This window comes from Acinetobacter sp. V91_7, assembly GCF_031799075.1.
Taxonomy (GTDB): domain Bacteria; phylum Pseudomonadota; class Gammaproteobacteria; order Pseudomonadales; family Moraxellaceae; genus Acinetobacter; species Acinetobacter calcoaceticus.
The window spans coordinates 25374-42879 of the sequence record NZ_JAVQNT010000033.1 but is presented as its reverse complement, the minus strand read 5'-3'; the positions used below and the strand labels follow the sequence as shown (position 1 = coordinate 42879).

The window sequence follows — 17506 nt, the reverse complement described above, 5'->3', positions numbered from 1 at the left end:
GGCAAAATAATATCTATTGTATTCGATGTAACGCAAGCTGAGTTAAGTTAATCAAAGCCTGACGATATGGTGTATCGGGGAGGTTTGATAAAGCTTGCAGTGCTGCTTCTGTTTCTTCTTGGGCACGTTGGTGACAATAATCTAAAGCACCAGACTTCTGTACAATTTCTATAACTTGAGATAATTGGTCCACTCCACCAGTTGCGATACTGCGACGAATAATCGCATGCTCATCACCTGTTGAGTGTGCTAATGCAGAAATTAACGGTAAAGTTGGCTTACCTTCCATTAAATCATCACCAATATTTTTACCTAATGTTTCAGCATCTGAAGTGTAGTCTAAAATATCATCAATAATTTGGAATGCATTACCAAAATGGCCAGCAAATAATCTTAAAGGTTCACGATACGCTTCTTGTCCTGCCAAAATAGCAGCGCCTTCTGTAGCCAGTTCAAACAGACGAGAAGTTTTACCGTGAATAATTTTTAAATAAGTTTCTTCTGTTGTATCTGGTTGATGTTGCGATTGAAGTTGTAATACTTCACCTTCCGCAATTTCACATGTACCTGTTGAAAAGTCTTTCAATAAAGTCATGTTGTTTAAATCGACTAGTAAATCGAAAGCACGTGCAATGAGGAAGTCACCGACTAATACGGCTGTCTGATTGTTCCAAGTCGCATTTGCTGTAGGTCGACCACGACGAAGCCCAGATTCATCTACCACATCATCATGGACTAATGTCGCGGTATGCAACATTTCAATGATTGCAGCCAGACGCTGTGCGTTTGCCATGTTATCTAGGCCACATGCGCGAGCAGCGAGTAAGCACATGATTGGGCGCATACGTTTTCCGCCAGCTTCAACAACATGTTTGCTTACAGACATGACTAAACCGACTTTTGAGCTAATTCCTTCATTAATCAAGTGATCCATCGCAGCAAAGTCTGAGGCAACAGGCGCAAGAATGTCTTGCTTGAAATCGATGACCATATGAAGAAAAACCCCGTATTGGTAGATAAGTGGCGTTAGTGTATCAAGTAAAGGTGTGTTGCACAGGTTAACAAGAGGCTGATATTAATCATTTCTATTGTCTTTATGCGTTCTTTGTTCTTTATTTAAGCAAAACATGATATTTCCGGCAAAACAATAAATTTAATGACATCAGCATTAATACAACTTGTTCTTGTCGCAATTTGTGTCTGGAACTGTATTTTAATTTTCATTCAGAATCAATGAAAACTGCTAAATTCCAATCTAAGCTGCTCGTTGATTTTGTAAAAATAGGGCAATAGACTTTACTGATAAATAGAAAATACTTGTCGTTTGATCAAATTTCACTTAAAATCTGTCGCCTTATATAACCCCAGTGGCGAGCGTTTTAAGATCGATATATCCCTTATCGGCACGTCGACACGGGCTAATTGGAGTACATTATGTACGCAGTAATCCAAAGCGGTGGTAAACAGCACCGTGTAGTTGAGGGTGAAACCCTTAAAGTTGAATTATTGAAAGCTGAATCTGGCGCGACTATTACATTTGATGATGTATTAATGGTTGTAAACGGTGACAGCATTCAAATCGGTGCTCCAGTTGTAGCTGGCGCTAAAGTAACTGCAGAAGTGGTTGGTCATGGTCGTCACGACAAAATCCGCATTATCAAAATGCGTCGTCGTAAACACTACCGTAAACAACAAGGTCACCGTCAATGGTTCACTGAGTTGAAAATTACTGGTATTTCAGGCTAATCACGAGGAGTAAGAGACATGGCAACTAAAAAAGCCGGTGGATCGACGAAGAACGGTCGTGATTCAAACCCAAAAATGTTAGGCGTTAAAGTTTACGGCGGTCAAGCTGTAACTGCTGGTAACATCATCGTTCGTCAACGTGGTACTGAGTTCCACGCTGGTGCAAATGTTGGTATGGGCCGTGACCATACTTTATTTGCTACTGCTGATGGCGTAGTAAAATTCGAAGTGAAAGGTCAATTTGGCCGTCGCTACGTAAAAGTTGAAACTGTTTAAGTTTTAGCTTCAAAAAAAGCCCACATTTTGTGGGCTTTTTTTATGGAATCTAATCTGGTTTATCTTCATCATGATGAATGAAATTCTACAAACAACATGAATAACATAACAAAATATCTTATTTTCTCAATGATTAGCACAGAGTTTGTCGGTTAATATGAGTCTTGAATTAAGAGCTTGCTAATTTTTTATAACTTTGAAAGATGGCAAGATGTCTTACAGCAACTAAAAAGGTGATGACATGAATATGCTTCGTAAAACTATGTGTGCTATTACACTCAGCGCGTCAGTGCTTGCTCCTGTAATGAGTACTACAGTGTTTGCTGCGCCTGTAGCAGCACCGGAGCAACAGGCAATTGGGAACCTGGTTAATCAGTTATCAGGATTACAGCGTTTAACTGCCGATTTTGAACAAACAACTAAAGCCAATACAAAAACTGTGGCACAGAAAAAGAGTTTAAGTGCACAGCATATGAACCAGACATTTAAAGGCTCAATGAAAGTTGAACGCCCTGGGAAATTTTATTGGGAAACTGTGAGTCCGTCTAAACAAACGATTGTAACGAGTGGGAAAACAGTTTGGATTTATGACCCAGATTTACAACAAGCTGTACGTCAAAGCTTAGATGATCAGGTTGCAGATACACCAGCGTTATTACTCTCTGGTAATACCAATCAAATCATGAAATCTTATCGTGTAACACAGCCAGATAAATCTAAATTATATTTCACGTTATTTCCGAAAAAAGAAGATGGTGCTTTCCAAAGCTTAACGATTAGTTTTGGAGCAAATAAAGCGCCTACGCTTATGGTGTTACAAGATTCACTAGGTCAAACTACCTATGTTCGTTTCAAAAACGTGAAAGTAAATGCTTCAATTCCAGCATCTGTCTTTAACTTTACGCCACCAAAAGGCACAGATGTTATTGACCAATAATTAATCCTTCTCAAAAAGCTACCTTTTACGGTAGCTTTTTTTATATTAGAGAGATAGATACATTTTTTAACCCCGTCTTATTCTTACGCTTTGTATAGTGATAGAGGTAAATTCATGGGGATTAATATGCAACTTTACGATAAAAAAATTATTTGTATTCTTCCATTAATGGCTGCAATGGCAATTGTGAGTGGTTGCCAACCCAAGTCGGCAGCTAAAGAGGAGCAAGCCGCTTCGACTGCAAAAGTTAAAGAAACAAAAGAGGCCGAAATTCCTGTAATTCAGGCAAAAGTAATCCCAGTAAAATTGCCGAAATCAAAAGTTTGTTTAGAAGATGGTTGTACTGAGTATGACTTTCAGACAGTACAAACCAATCAAAAGTGGATTAATGATTACTTTACTAATCGTATAAAGAAAGCAGATCCGAATGCTTTTGCAAATTTAGCTGATCAGCCAGTCGATGTACCTGAAGGTGAGCCTCGTTCGAGTCAAAGTGCAATTTATGTCCGTTATTTAGGGCAAAATTATAACCTTGCAACTTTTGCATTCCAGACCTATTCATATTCTGCTGGTGCAGCACATGGCATGTCTCATCAAGAATTCGTGAATTTTGATTTATTAAATAAAAAGCACATTACTGTTGCCGAACTCATTCAGCCAGATGTTGAAAAACAGTTAGTTGATGCGCTTTTTGATGCGAATACCAATTGGCTTCAAGAGCACAATATCAGCCGTGAAAAACTGCAATTAAGTGATAATTTCTACTATGGCGCTAATGGTATTGTTTTTGTCTATCCAATCTATGAATTAGCTTCTTATGCAGAAGGGATGACTGAATTAACATTGCCATATTCTGAAGCAGCTAAGTTCATTAAACCTGAGTATTTGCCAAGTGTGCCAAACTATAACTTGTAAAATAGGTGATCTATTCTAACAATTGTGTGAAAGCTATTCGTTATGAAGATGATCACTATATTTTTTAGTGTGAAGGCCTTACACTATAGCCAGTTTTTTACCCATATTATGATTGATTATGATCGACCCTAAGTTACTCAGAAATAATATTGAAGCCGTTAATGCGGCTTTGGCAAAACGTGGTGTTCAATTAGATGTTCAAGAATGGGCTTCTTTAGAAACTCGCCGTAAAGACTTGCAATCAAAAACTGAAAAATTGCAGGCAGAACGTAATGCCGGTGCAAAACAAGTGGGTCAGATTAAAAAATCCGGTGGCGATGCTTCTGAAATCATGGCGCGTATGCAAGCCATTGGTGATGAAATCAAAGCTGCTGAAGTTGCTTTGTCAGAGCTACAAAACGAGATTGAGCAAAAAGCGCTTAGCATTCCTAACTTACCAGATGAATCTGTTCCTGCTGGTAAAAATGAAGATGATAACGTTGAAATCTCAAAATGGGGCACGCCTCGTCAGTTTGATTTTGAAATCAAAGATCATACTGATTTAGGTGAGTGGATGGGCGGTTTAGAGTTTGAAACTGCTACTAAATTGACTGGTTCACGTTTTAGTGTATTGAAAGGTTCTTTAGCACGCTTACAACGTGCGTTAACGCAATTCATGCTTGATACCCATACGTTAAAAAATGGTTATACAGAAGCTTATGTGCCTTATTTGGTAAATGCTGATTCACTGCGTGGTACTGGTCAGTTACCAAAATTTGAAGAAGATCTATTCAAGCTTCAAGGCGAAAAAGAATATTACCTCATCCCTACAGCAGAAGTTCCTGTTACTAACTTCGTTCGTGATGAGATTATTGATACCGAACGCTTGCCATTAAAATACGCTGCACATACGCCTTGTTTCCGTAGTGAAGCAGGTTCTTATGGTCGTGATACGCGTGGTTTAATTCGTCAGCACCAGTTTGACAAGGTTGAAATGGTGCAAATCGTTAAACCTGAAACCTCTATGCAAGCACTTGAAGAACTCACTGCACATGCTGAGGGCATTTTACAGGCACTTGGTTTGCCATACCGTAAAATTTTGCTCTGTGGTGGTGATATGGGTTTTGGTGCGACTAAAACTTACGACTTAGAAGTTTGGGTTCCAAGCCAAAATACTTACCGTGAAATCTCAAGCTGCTCTAATATGGGTGATTTTCAAGCACGCCGTATGAAAGCACGCTACAGAATGGATCAAAAGAAGACCGAATTGGTGCATACTTTAAATGGTTCTGGTCTTGCGGTTGGACGTACTTTGCTTGCTGTAATGGAAAATTACCAACGTGAAGACGGTTCTATCGAAGTTCCAGAAGTATTACGCCCATATATGGGTGGTTTAACATTTATTGATTAAGCTTTGCATCTAAATTGTGCACGGTTTTTGCTTAAACATAATCAGATGATTAATGTAGAGGTTTAAGGTGGATATTTTTCCAATCTCTTTAAAGTTGCAAGAGCAACGTTGTCTGATTGTGGGTGGTGGGCATATTGCGTTGCGCAAAGCAAACTTATTAGCGAAAGCGGGAGCAGTAATTGATATTATTGCTCCTGCGATTGAAGAGCAGCTTTTACAGTTAGTCAAAACGACAGATGGACAGTATTTTGCTGAGTCCTTTGTCGAAAAAATATTAAATACCCCTTATCGCTTAGTGATCGCTGCGACTAATGATGCGCAAGTGAACAAAGCCGTTTTTGAACAATGTGAAGCGCGTAATTTGCTGGTTAATAGTGTAGATGATATTCCACACTGCCGTTTTATGGTTCCAGCGATTATTGACCGTTCTCCATTGATCATTTCTGTTGCCTCAAATGGCGCATCGCCAGTCTTATCTAGACAACTTCGTACTCAAATAGAAACAATAGTTCCTCATGGTATGGGTAAGTTGGCTGAGTTTTCAGGTCAATGGCGTAAGCAGGTAAAAGAAAAGATTACTAACCCCGATGAGCGCCGAATCTTTTGGGAAAACTTATATGCTAGTCCATTAAAAGAACAAGTCTTTAATGACAATCTGGACGTGGCAAATGATTTAATTCAGCAAGCCTTAACAGAATGGACCGCACCTAAAGGTGAGGTTTACTTGGTAGGTGCTGGGCCGGGTGACCCTGAGCTACTGACATTAAAAGCATTACGTCTTATGCAACAAGCAGATGTTGTGATTTATGATCGTTTGGTGTCTGAACCCATCTTAGAGCTTTGCCGCCGTGATGCGACTAAGATTTATGTCGGTAAAGCCCGTTCAAACCATTCGGTTCCACAAGATGGTATTAATGCTCTACTGGTTGAATATGCTCAACAGGGAAAACGTGTTTGTCGTTTGAAGGGTGGTGATCCGTTTATCTTTGGCCGTGGTGGCGAAGAGATTCAAGAGCTTGTTGAAGCAAATGTCACTTTCCAGGTAGTACCGGGCATAACAGCAGCTTCAGGTTGTTCCGCTTATGCGGGTATTCCGCTAACACATCGTGACTATGCACAAAGTGTCCGTTTCTTAACTGGGCATTTAAAGGAAGGTTCACCTGAACTCCCTTGGAATGAACTGGTTTATGAAAATCAAACTTTAGTTTTATATATGGGATTGGTTGGATTAGAGCGCATTTGTGAGCAACTTATTGCTCATGGTCAACGTGCTGATATGCCCGTTGCTTTAATCTCTAAAGGAACCACACCAGAACAGAAAGTTATCGTTGGAACATTAGCTGATATTGCAACTAAAGTGTCTGAACATCATATCGTAGCGCCGACTTTAACCATTATTGGTGAAGTAGTGAGTTTACGTGAACAGTTAAAATGGCAATAAGTTCATCTGAATTTATTGTTTGTTATTAAAGTCGAGAAAATTTGTGATTCATGTTGTCCTATACGAGCCTGAAATTCCTGCCAATACAGGCAATATCATTCGTTTATGTGCTAATACGGGCGCACAGTTGCATTTAGTCAAACCCTTAGGTTTCGAGCTAGATGATAAAAAGCTCAAGCGTGCAGGATTGGACTATCATGAATGGGCGCGTATGCAGATTTGGGACAATATTGAACTATGTCTTGCAGACTTAAAAGCTAAAGGTGTTGAGCATGTTTTTCCACTCACTACTAAAGGTTCTGCAACCCCGCATACAGTTGATTTAAATCGACCTGTAGCTTTATTGATGGGGCCGGAAACGCGTGGTTTGCCCGAGCATGTTCGCTTAATGTTTCCGCAAGAACAATGGATTCGATTGCCGATGGCTGAAAATTCAAGAAGTTTAAATTTGTCTAATGCCACAGCCGTCATTGTTTATGAAGCATGGCGTCAGCAAGGTTTCAAAAACTTAGGATAAATAACTAAGTTTTAAATAAAAATAAGGCCACAATAGTGGCCTTATTTGTTATTAGATGGTTTATTTAGGGAAAACGACACCACTTGCTAAATCATAGTTAGTCGGTGAGTTGGTATAGACCGATCCAAGTCGAACAGCAAAGAACCATCCTAATTTACCTTGATCTTGAATACGGTTTTCAACTAGATATGGCTCATCTAATTCAGATACTGCATCTTCAATAAATACTTTATATTCAACAGGTCCTGTATTTTCACTGTCACGTTCAAATAGATAACCATCAACATTAAAGAAGCCAAGATTGTTATTTGCATCAACAAGTCTATAACCTTCTGCAGCTTGCTCTTTAAGAAGTTTTTCAAGTTTTATTGCATCATCTTTGTTAAAAGGAATATGTTGTGGAACTTCAAAATAACGATAAGCGTAAGTACCGTTATGTGTACTACTATTTACACATGTTGGTACGTAGAATGTGCCATTTGTTGTACCGTTATTGGTAAATGTCGAGTTTGCGTAGAGTAATTTACAGCCTTGCGCACCAAGTTCATTGAAAGCATTTATGATGCTAGTCCGAGAAGTATTTGTTAAGAATCGGTTAGAGTAAGTATAAGTTGCTGGTTTTTTATCATTTTTTACAAATAAATATTTGTCTGTGTTTGATGCCACTTCTCCAAATGAAAGTTTATATATATAGCCCAAGCTACCTTGTTTGTTTAACTCATTGATCCATAGTAAATAACGGTTGGCTACTGAAGTGGTTTTTACATCAACCGTTTTATAGGTATATGTGTCAGTGGATTTATTGTTTTTTACATATAAATTTTTATACAGCGCGAAGCTACCGTCAGGGTTATCTAAACTGACTGATGGAGTAAGAAGGGCATAGCCTTGGCGTCCTTGGTCATTGAGTTGGTTCAATACGTCTGCCCAAGATTCTTTATTATCTCCTAATCTATAACTTGCTGTTGCCAATACTTGGGTTGGCTTTTGCATACTTGCTGGTGGAGTTGTTTTTGTAAAGCATGTATTTATGAGATCAAAGTTTGCTTGCTGTAGATAATTATGTATTGCATTTGGCTGATCTGTAGGTACTAAACAGAATTGATTTGCGTTTTTAAAGCCCAGAATAGCTGGTTGTTTCTGAGTTAGTTTTCCTGCTACTACAAGTTGCCAATCTACCTTGTTATAACTTGAAGTTTGTACAGTTTGCGGTGCTCCAATATTTGAAACCAGACTAAAATCTTCAGCTTGGCGATAACTTGCCACAATGTTACCTGTACAGTTCGCTTCATTCTCATAACGTACAGTTTCACTCGTAAATCGAACACTATTATCAGAAACTTTAATAACATTCATTTTTAGAGCAGAGCCATTAATACAAGCTCCTTTACCTGCTAGCCAACTTCCAACGAAGCGATCTGCTACCGTTGTTGGTGTTGGTGTTGGTGTTGGTGTTGGTGTTGGTGTTGGTGTTGGTGTTGGTGTCGGTGTCGGTGTTGGTGTTGGTGTTGGTGTAGGTGTTGGTGTTGGTGTTGGTGTTGGTGTTGGAGTCGGTGTCGGTGTCGGTGTCGGTGTCGAATCATTATCGTCAGACCCACACCCACTTAATGCTATAAAAATCAAAGCAATGCTGCTTCCTTTTACTATGTTATTCATCACATAAGCCCTTTTTTTATAAAAATGTGAAAATTTAACATTTTTAAAATAGATCAATTATAATGCAGTTGTAAAGATCAAATTTGAAAAAAAGGTTCAACATGGCAGCTTATAATCAAATTGAAATATTCCAACAAAGCCAGAAATGGTTTGATCAGTTGCCATTTGAATGGAAAAAATGGCTTGAAGAAAATTTAGAAAAAGGATGTTCGATCGAGCAATTAGTCGATGTTTTAAAAGAAAATGGATTTGGATTAACTTTTCAAACGAGTGAGCCGAATTTCCTAAGCTTATCTGACCAAGATCAGGAATGGATCATCGAACAAATTTTGAATCGGGTAACATCTGCGGAAATAGTGAAAAGATTAGTAGAGCAGGGGCTTCATCGGCAACAAGTAGAAGAATATTTAGATAATTTAGAAAATAATCAGTTATATAAAATTCTTAAGAAAAAGCACCACCAATTTAAGAAACGTGAGTGGCTAATAGAAACTTTAGATCAATTGGCCCAGTTAGATTCTAATTATTGTAAAGAAATACCTTCAATCCCTGCGCCAATCTTCTCAGATTTTATTAAAGATTATTACAGTCAACACCGTCCTGTGATTTTGAAAAAAGGGGTAGAGCACTGGCCTGCTTTACATAAGTGGACACCTGAATATTTTGCAACTCAATTTGGCCAGCATTTAGTTGAAGTTCAAATGAATAGAAATAAAGATGAGCAATTTGAAAGGCATTCTCCTTTATTAAAGCAGACCATGAAAATGTCGGAATTCGTATCAAAAGTTATGTCTGTCGAGGCGAGCAACGATTTCTATATGACTGCAAATAATGCGACCAATAGTCATCAGATGCTTCAGGAGTTATTTTTAGATATAGGCGATTTTGCAGACGGCTACAGCAACTTGGCTTTAAAAGATGAGCGTAGTTTTTTATGGTTCGGGCCGAAGGGCACCTTTACGCCATTACATCACGATTTAACGAATAATATGTTAGTTCAAATTTATGGGCGCAAAAAAGTAACTTTGATTCCGGCTTTGCAAGTACCTCATCTATATAACGATCATTGGGTGTTTAGTGAGCTGAGTAATGCAAATGAAATTGATTTTAAAAAATATCCTTTAGCAAAATCGATTACTCCAGTGGAATGTATTTTGAATGCAGGGGAAGCTTTGTTTATCCCTATTGGTTGGTGGCATAGTGTAGAAAGTCTGGATGTTTCAATGAGTATTTCTTTTACCAATTTTAATGCACTAAATCATTTTGTTCATCGGTTTCCAAAGCAGGTCTAAGAATGAAAATTGCATCTTAAACCGTTCAGTGTGACAATTGCTCAGCTCATACTGTTTTTCAAAGATGAAGGAAAATTGTTAACTTATGTCGACACTCCAAACGAATAATGCAGAACTTAACCAAAAGCAGGTATTGCAGTTAATGGAATATCTGACGCAATGGTTAATTCGTTCGGGAGTTGGATATAACGACTTTGTTACTGCTTTAAAACCCGTTTTCTATCAGCAGTCTTTAGCTGAGCTAGAACGTATAGATCAAAAAACTACTGATTCGGCAGTTAGTCTACTTTCTGGTTTACATCGTAAAGATGTTAGTGCTTTTAAAAAAGCGACACAGGCTGGGCAGCCTTTAACTGAAGCAAAAGTAGCAGAGCCAGTGAGTGTTCCTGCTCGGGTGATTGGTTTATGGCTTGCAGAGGGCTTAGCAGAAAAAATTCCTTTTATTAGCCAAGATCAGGTTAGCTTTGAAAGTTTGGTAAAGAAAGTTTCAACCGAAAAGCATCCAAGATCTATTTTGAATGAGCTTGAGCGTTTAAATATAGTGAAAGAAGAAGATGGTATTGTATCGTTACAGCAGCGAAGTTTTATGCCTGATGTAGAGCAATTCGAGGTTCGAAAATTATTAACGAATAACTTAGAGGCACATTTAGCTGCCGGGGTTCATAATTTATTTCAGCCAGAAAAAGAACCCTATTTAGAACAAGCAATTTTTGCTGATGAACTAACAGATGAATCGATCACTTTACTCAAAGAAGCAAGTTTACGCTTATGGGAAGATCTATCACTACAAGTACTCAAGTTAGCCATTGAACGTTGTGCACTCGATGAAGGAAAAGAGGGTGCAACCAAAACTTTCCGTTTCGGAGCTTATCAATATGACCAAAACAACTTATAAAAAATTAATAATATCCATGAGCTTCATTATGATAGGCAGCCTTTTGACTGCTTGCGGAGAGGATTTATTCGCCGGTGGTGCCAGTTTGGGTGGGTCAGGATATCCAACTAAACCCGGTAAACCAGGTGATTATGAAACCCCGGCCGATGGAGATAAAGGTGACTCAAAAGATAATGAAATTTGGTTACCTGCACCAAGTGAAGATGACTGTAATGGCTTGCATCGTAAATTAGAATTTCTTAATAATGTAACAAGAGAACCAATTGAAAAAGAAACAGTTTTTAAATACGCACAGCAATTAACTTTGAACGGTACTCTTGCTTTACAGATTACTCAAACGAATATGGGCTTAGAAAAAATACAAGAACGACAACCCGCTTGTCATGTACCTTTAGAACTCTATTTACTTGGAAATACCAAACGTTCTTATCCGGAAAATGATTGTAAAGAGACTCAAATATATGAGTATCAATCAGGTGAAACTAAAACTTTTATTGTCAATTATCCCGCATTTGAAGTCATGAATGGTACTTGGAAATATGGTCTGGAAAGTAATTATTTGAAAAATAATCAGGAGTTAAAACAATGCGAACCTTTAACGATTCAATTTAAAATAAGTGCGCCACCTGATCCGATTAAAATCAATTAAGTTGAGTCACCTTTAAGATAAGAACAAAGCTTAATCGATAAAGTTCAATAAAGTTTTAAAGAAAGTATGAGTTAAGCTTACTCTAGCACTTTTTCATCATAAGTTATTTGGGCTGCTAAAACCTGCTCAATATTGGTTTCGGCCCATTCCTTTAATTGGAACGCCATTGAAGCTACATTTTGTCCTAAAGAAGTAAGTGAGTAATCAACACGAATTGGGGATGTATTCTGGATTTTACGCTCGATGAAACCGTCTCTTTCCAGCATTTTTAACTTCTGTGATAAGACCTTTGGGGAAATGCCTTGAATATTCTTTTTGAGCAAATTGAAGTGTTGAGTTTCTTCTTCAAGAACGTTTAAAATCAATAAAACCCATTTATCTGCAATTTTTTCAAAAAATAGACGAGCAGGGCAATGTTGTTGAAAAATATTATATTTTAGACATTCATTCATACCATTTACCTATAATTTTTTGAAAAATTACCCTAGTTACCAACTAGTAACTAATTGACACCTAGTTTCTAAAATATATCATAAAGTGGAATTTAATAAAACAAAGGTTTGCTTCCATGTCTAACTCTAATATCGCGGTTGTATATTTCTCTGGTTATGGCCATACAAAAGTTGTTGCTGAAACGTTCGCAAACGAGATTAATGCTCAGCTCATTCAGATTGATCAGGAAGGAAATATTACTGATCAAGATTGGCAGACATTAAATGATGCGAAGGGGATTGTTTTTGGTGCTCCGACTTATATGGGTACAGCGCCATGGCAGTTTAAAAAGTTCGCTGATGCAACTTCAAAAGTATGGTTTACACGTGGCTGGCAAGATAAAGTATTTGCAGGTTTTACAAACAGCGCGAGCTTAAATGGGGATAAGCAAGTAACTCTTATCCAATTACAAACTTTAGCAGCACAGCATGGTGGGATTTGGGTGAGTCTTGGTTTATTACCAGCAAATACAAAAAACGCAACACGTGAAGATGTAAACAACTTAGGCGGTTCAGTAGGGCTTTTAGTTCAATCGCCTTCAGATGCAAGTGTGGAAGAAATTCCGACAGGTGATCTGGAAACAGCAAAAGTTTATGCTCAACGTGTACAAAGCATTGTGAATAAAATTTACGGTTAATTTGACCATAAAAAAGGCGCTTAAAGCGCCTTTTTTATTACTCATGCTCGTTATGTTGCGGAGCATTATATTTGAAGCCTTTAGTTTTATAGGCAAGATAGCCTACACCAATCACGGCCCAAGCTAAGCCAATTTGTAAGGCAAGCTTATCAATTTCTAACCACATCATAAATACACTGGCAAAACCAAGCGTTGGTATAACAATATAATTGATGATGTCTTTAAGCGTTTTATTCTTGCCATCTCTTAATGCATAGCGAGAAATCACAGAGAAGTTAACAAAACTAAAAGCAGTTAAGGCACCAAAACTAATCAAGTTAACAATATGCTCAAGATCTAAAAAGCCAGCAGATAACGCAACTACACCAACAATAAGAATGTTGTAAGTTGGAGTATGCAATTTTGGACTGATATGACCAAATAATTTCTTGTTGATGACTCCATCGCGTCCCATCACATACATTAAACGTGATACACCCGCATGGGCAGAAATACCTGATGCCATCACAGCGACTACAGCAAAATATAAAACCAAAGTTTTAAACATCAGACTACCAATCGCAGCGACCATCACAGGCTGTGATTCATCTAGAGGATTAAAGTAAGTGTTTGGGTTACTTGGGAAATATAATTGGATGAAGTAAGTACTTACAATGAAAATAATACCTGCAAGTAATGCTGTAGAGAAAATAGCTTTTGGTAGCGTTTTTTCTGCATCTTTTGTTTCTTCAGCAAGAGAAGATAAAGCATCAAAACCGGTAAAAGAGAAGCACAGTACGGTCGCGCCCGCAATTAAAGAACTGACAGACGTCATATCGTTCCAAAAAGGAGTTAATGACCACAATGCTGCTTTATCTGGATTTAAAGTTCCATCTGCATATACACCTTGAGTAAGTAGAATGTATACCTGATAAACGAAATAAAAAATTACGCCAAGCTGAATAACAACGATCGTACTGTTAAAACGTGCGACAAATCGTGCACCAAATAAGTTAATAACAGTCATTAGGGTCGTTAAACCAATCACCCATAACCAGTTATTTACTTCTGGAAAAAGAGCTCTTAGGTAAATATCTGCCAAGATAATATTAACAAGCGGTGACAGTAGATAGTCTAACCAAGAAGACCAACCCACCATAAAGCCAACATTAGGATGAATTGATTTTTGAGCATACGTATAGGCCGACCCAGAAGAAGGGTAGCGCTTAATCATATGTCCATAACTGATCGATGTTAATAAGATTGCGACTAATGCAAAAATGTAGGAAGTTGGTACATGACCACCACTTCGTTCTGACACTAAACCAAAAGTATCAAATAACGTTAATGGCTGAATGTAAGCTAAACCAATAATAACAATATGCCAAAGCACAAGATTCTTTTGAAGCTTAGCTGTTGGTTTAGTCCCAGATAAATTTGTCAACGGCGTTATCCTCATAATCGTTGATCAAGGATCAGCTTGGTGTTAAGGATCGTTTGAGACGAACGATCCCCCCTACAGAAAAAGATAAAGTGCGCCAATCTATCCTAAATTGATATAAATTGTCAGTACTTTCATCTATTTTTTAGCAAATTTTTTGCCATATATTCCAAATAAAATAATGAATAAAAATTCTTATTCATAAAAAAGGTCTGATTTAATATATAAATCAGACCTTTATGGTGCTTTTTTGAGTTTAACCTATCGAATTACCAAGCTTTTTCTAAGATATCTCGGATATCTTTTAAGCTTGCTTCTTTCGGATTGTAAATAATTGAGCCATCATTTAGTGCTTTTTCTGCAACTTCATCAAGCTGTGCCTCAGTTACTTTGCCTGTTTCACGTAAAGTGCGTGGTAACTTTGTTAAAGTAAATAGGCGATCACGCATTGCTAAGATAGTCGTAATTGCTCTATCTGCGCGCTGGCTTGCTGGAGTTTGTGCATAAATATCTGCACCAGCGAGTGGCAATAATAACTCACCAATTTTCTGACCATTTACTTGTTTATTATATTCAAGCACATATGGTAAGAATAAATTCATGCATAAACCGTGGGGCAGGTGGGCAACAGCACCTAAAGCATGCCCTAGAGAGTGAACTAGGCCGACCATTGAGTTAGAAAATGCAATACCTGCCATTGTTGAAGCTTGAGCTAGCTCTAAACGGCCTTGAGCATCATTTGGGTTTTCTAAGACATTAAATAGATTTTCACTGATCTTTTTAATTCCTGCACTTGCATAAGCATCACTCAATGGATTCGCAGCCATACATGTATATGCTTCAACACAATGCGTTAACGCATCCATACCTGTCATTGCAGTTAAATGAGGAGGCAATGTAAGCGTCATGCGTGGATCTAAAATTGCAGCATGTGGCATTAAATAATAAGAAGCGAATGCTAACTTAACATTCTTTTGAGTATCTGAAACCACAGCGACCATCGTTACTTCTGAGCCAGTACCCGAAGTTGTTGGAATCACAAAAAATGGTTTTAATGGTTTCGGTAGGTTATGAGCACCTGCATATTGCAATAAGTCATTTCCACCTTCAGATACCAAAATGTTGGTTGCTTTAGATGTGTCTATAACTGAACCGCCACCTACAGCAATAATCGCATCACATTTGTTTGTACGATAAGCTTCTGCTGCAAGACGAACGACTTCTAAACTCGAATCGGGTGGTACATCATCAAAAACATGGCCAATGACAGCATCAGTTGTACTAAATGCAGCTTCAATTGGATTTAATAACCCATTTGCACGAACACCTTTATCTGTAATGATAAGAGGGCGTTTTGCGCCTAAAGTCGCAAGCTCAAACGGAATATGTTCTAGCGCAGCATTACCAGCAATGACTTTTACAGGACAAAAAAATTCGTAATATGGTTTGGCCATGTTATGCGCTCCGCTTGAAATAGGACTTGGCTACTTTTAAGTAAATATTTGCAGCCTCGTTGAATTTTTCTTTTAGGGTAAGTTCGGTTGGGTATTCTTTGACTGCTAAGGAAGCAACCAATTTAGGTAAAATAAGAGATTCCATTTTATTTAGGCAGCGTACCAAGCGGATAGCAGCAGATACATCACCATCGGCAATCATTCGGTCATTGGCAAATGCCTGAGCAGTACTTTCTTGAAAAGAAAACACTAAAAAGGCATGAGTGACATGTTTGAATGTAATCGTTAAGTCTGGTTTTTTTTCAGCTCTTTCAAGTAGCTCTAACTGTTTGTCTTCTGTCACTCGAGCAAAAAATGCTGGTCCATTTGGGAAAACATTCATTGAAAGTACAAAGTGAACAGGAAATTTAGATACTTCCTCTTGTATTTCATTGTCCACTTGACTTGCCATGACTAAGCCACGACCAATAACATCCATCATGAGCTTAACGTATGCAAGTTGCAGAGTCGGCTTTACCGCTTTTGTCGAAATCACTCGCGTATCCTTTATTAAAATTATGCGAAAGCAAATTTAGAGCAATTACTCTAATCCATTTTTATTTCATCGCAAAGCGATTTATTCATATTTGACTTTAGGGTCATTAAAGTACCCAGTGCTATTAATATACTCAATAAAGTCCTGACAAAGTTGACCAAATGATGGATAAGGAGTCACTAAATCTTGTATCCGTACCATTTCTAAGCCTGCATAGCCGCAAGGATTGATGGTCTGGAACCCAGTTAAGGCACAGTCCAGATTTAGTGCTAACCCATGGTAACTACGGCCACGACGAATTTTAAAACCTAAGGACCCAATCTTGCGGCCATCTACATATACTCCAGGTGCATCAGGCTTGGCATAAGCTTCAATTCCATACTTTTTCAAAACATCTATCATGAATTGTTCAGCAAAACTGACCAATGTGCGTACGTTCCATTTTAGACGATTAAGATCAAACATGAAGTAAGCGACGAGTTGACCTGGACCATGCCAAGTCACTTGCCCGCCACGGTCAGTTTGTACTATAGGAATGTCTGATGAAATTAGGATATGTTCTGGTTTACCAGCTTGACCTTGAGTTAATACATTATGATGTTGAAGTAACCATAGCTCATCAGGCGTATCTTCATTACGCTCGTTTGTTAAGAGTTTCATGGTTTCAAATTTGCTTTGATAATCTTGTAAATCGTTCCATTGCCGAATGATCAAGTTGGGTTTATCAAGGCTCATCACAAAATATTCCTATAAGTTAGTTCATGCGGCGCCAGTTAATATCTGCAAGATAGAAGCCGAAAACCTTGTAATTTTAAAGGATTTTATAAGAGGAATTCTAAATATTTGTATGGTTTTTTCACGATAGATTGGTTTTAAAATTTCCAAAAAAATACCACAGTAAGAATGTCTAACTGTGGTATTGATTGAAGAACTTAAAATTAAAGCGCAGTTCTAATCTGCGGACAAGCAGCCAAGTCAGCATAAAGTGCATGAACTTGTTCCAATTCTTCAAAGCGCAATTGTGCTGTTAAAGAGTGATACTTGCCGGTGCGAGATTCTTGAACTTTTAGTGTTGTATGGTCGAAGTCTGGAAAATGTTTTACCAAAATATCGAGTACAGCAACACGTAATTCTTCACCCGCATCGCCAATAAGTTTAATTGGATAATCCATCGGAAATACCCAAAGATGTTCTTGTAGTTCGCGAGATGGAGTGCGGTCTAACATAAGTTACCTCATGATTTGAAACGCCTGC

The 17506-nt window shown here is 38.1% G+C and carries 19 protein-coding genes; 11 read left to right on the top strand and 8 right to left on the bottom strand.

The features are described 5' to 3' along the window. Positions 1-13 precede the first annotated feature (13 nt). Positions 14-991, bottom strand: a complete 978-nt coding sequence (gene sdsA, locus RMB03_RS09565) for an All-trans-nonaprenyl-diphosphate synthase (RefSeq protein WP_003655412.1) — start codon at positions 989-991, stop codon at positions 14-16. A gap of 443 nt (positions 992-1434) precedes the next feature. Here sdsA and rplU point away from each other — a divergent pair, with 443 nt between their 5' ends. The 7 genes from rplU (at position 1435) to RMB03_RS09530 (ending at position 7222) form a co-directional block, all read left to right on the top strand. Further along, a complete protein-coding gene (gene rplU / locus RMB03_RS09560; RefSeq protein ID WP_004639133.1) occupies positions 1435-1746 on the top strand; it encodes a 50S ribosomal protein L21 in 312 nt (103 codons plus the stop codon). Between the two features lie 18 nt (positions 1747-1764). After that, positions 1765-2022 (top strand): 50S ribosomal protein L27, encoded by a 258-nt coding sequence (rpmA, locus tag RMB03_RS09555; RefSeq protein WP_002116037.1) that lies wholly within the window; start codon positions 1765-1767, stop codon positions 2020-2022. A gap of 241 nt (positions 2023-2263) precedes the next feature. Beyond that, on the top strand, positions 2264-2959 hold the full coding sequence (gene lolA / locus RMB03_RS09550; RefSeq protein ID WP_003655415.1) for an outer membrane lipoprotein chaperone LolA: 696 nt from the start codon (positions 2264-2266) through the stop codon (positions 2957-2959). A gap of 114 nt (positions 2960-3073) precedes the next feature. Beyond that, positions 3074-3874 (top strand): RsiV family protein, encoded by an 801-nt coding sequence (locus RMB03_RS09545; RefSeq protein ID WP_311075646.1) that lies wholly within the window; start codon positions 3074-3076, stop codon positions 3872-3874. 118 nt (positions 3875-3992) lie between these two features. After that, on the top strand, positions 3993-5264 hold the full coding sequence (gene serS / locus RMB03_RS09540) for a serine--tRNA ligase (RefSeq protein ID WP_004639138.1): 1272 nt from the start codon (positions 3993-3995) through the stop codon (positions 5262-5264). Positions 5265-5331: 67 nt separating this feature from the next. Continuing rightward, positions 5332-6705 (top strand): siroheme synthase CysG, encoded by a 1374-nt coding sequence (cysG, locus tag RMB03_RS09535; protein ID WP_056483244.1) that lies wholly within the window; start codon positions 5332-5334, stop codon positions 6703-6705. 43 nt (positions 6706-6748) lie between these two features. Then, positions 6749-7222 carry a tRNA (cytidine(34)-2'-O)-methyltransferase gene (locus RMB03_RS09530; RefSeq protein WP_002116042.1) on the top strand — a complete coding sequence of 158 codons (474 nt, stop codon included), beginning with the start codon at positions 6749-6751 and terminating at the stop codon, positions 7220-7222. Between the two features lie 60 nt (positions 7223-7282). On the opposite strand, the gene RMB03_RS09525 is transcribed toward RMB03_RS09530, so the two are convergent. Then, a complete protein-coding gene (locus RMB03_RS09525) occupies positions 7283-8878 on the bottom strand; it encodes a PT dipeptide repeat lipoprotein (RefSeq protein ID WP_311075640.1) in 1596 nt (531 codons plus the stop codon). 101 nt (positions 8879-8979) lie between these two features. Between RMB03_RS09525 and RMB03_RS09520 the strand changes: the two genes are divergently transcribed. The 3 genes from RMB03_RS09520 (at position 8980) to RMB03_RS09510 (ending at position 11714) form a co-directional block, all read left to right on the top strand. Then, entirely contained in the window at positions 8980-10170 is a 1191-nt protein-coding gene (locus RMB03_RS09520) for a cupin-like domain-containing protein (RefSeq protein ID WP_311075638.1), read from the top strand. A gap of 85 nt (positions 10171-10255) precedes the next feature. Further along, a complete protein-coding gene (locus RMB03_RS09515) occupies positions 10256-11065 on the top strand; it encodes a DUF6502 family protein (protein WP_056483235.1) in 810 nt (269 codons plus the stop codon). Between the two features lie 16 nt (positions 11066-11081). After that, positions 11082-11714: a hypothetical protein gene (locus RMB03_RS09510; RefSeq protein ID WP_080028336.1), complete on the top strand. Its 633-nt coding sequence runs from the start codon at positions 11082-11084 to the stop codon at positions 11712-11714. A 77-nt stretch (positions 11715-11791) separates the two neighbouring features. Here RMB03_RS09510 and RMB03_RS09505 read toward each other — a convergent pair whose 3' ends face one another. Next, a complete protein-coding gene (locus RMB03_RS09505; protein WP_311075635.1) occupies positions 11792-12166 on the bottom strand; it encodes a helix-turn-helix domain-containing protein in 375 nt (124 codons plus the stop codon). Between the two features lie 116 nt (positions 12167-12282). On the opposite strand from RMB03_RS09505, the gene RMB03_RS09500 reads away from it, so the two are divergent. Next, positions 12283-12843 carry a flavodoxin family protein gene (locus tag RMB03_RS09500; RefSeq protein ID WP_005036479.1) on the top strand — a complete coding sequence of 187 codons (561 nt, stop codon included), beginning with the start codon at positions 12283-12285 and terminating at the stop codon, positions 12841-12843. Positions 12844-12880: 37 nt separating this feature from the next. Here the strand turns inward: RMB03_RS09500 and RMB03_RS09495 are convergent, their stop codons facing one another. From RMB03_RS09495 to RMB03_RS09475, 5 genes are all read right to left on the bottom strand, one after another. Continuing rightward, positions 12881-14266, bottom strand: coding sequence for an APC family permease (locus tag RMB03_RS09495; RefSeq protein ID WP_080632411.1), 1386 nt, complete (start codon positions 14264-14266; stop codon positions 12881-12883). A 266-nt stretch (positions 14267-14532) separates the two neighbouring features. Then, a complete protein-coding gene (locus tag RMB03_RS09490; protein ID WP_003655435.1) occupies positions 14533-15717 on the bottom strand; it encodes an iron-containing alcohol dehydrogenase in 1185 nt (394 codons plus the stop codon). A gap of 1 nt (position 15718) precedes the next feature. Then, complete coding sequence (locus tag RMB03_RS09485) at positions 15719-16252, bottom strand: hypothetical protein (protein WP_003655436.1); 534 nt, start codon at positions 16250-16252, stop codon at positions 15719-15721. A gap of 81 nt (positions 16253-16333) precedes the next feature. Continuing rightward, positions 16334-16987, bottom strand: a complete 654-nt coding sequence (lipB, locus tag RMB03_RS09480) for a lipoyl(octanoyl) transferase LipB (protein WP_151743340.1) — start codon at positions 16985-16987, stop codon at positions 16334-16336. Positions 16988-17190: 203 nt separating this feature from the next. After that, positions 17191-17478 carry a YbeD family protein gene (locus tag RMB03_RS09475; protein ID WP_045435226.1) on the bottom strand — a complete coding sequence of 96 codons (288 nt, stop codon included), beginning with the start codon at positions 17476-17478 and terminating at the stop codon, positions 17191-17193. Between the last annotated feature and the right edge of the window lie 28 nt (positions 17479-17506).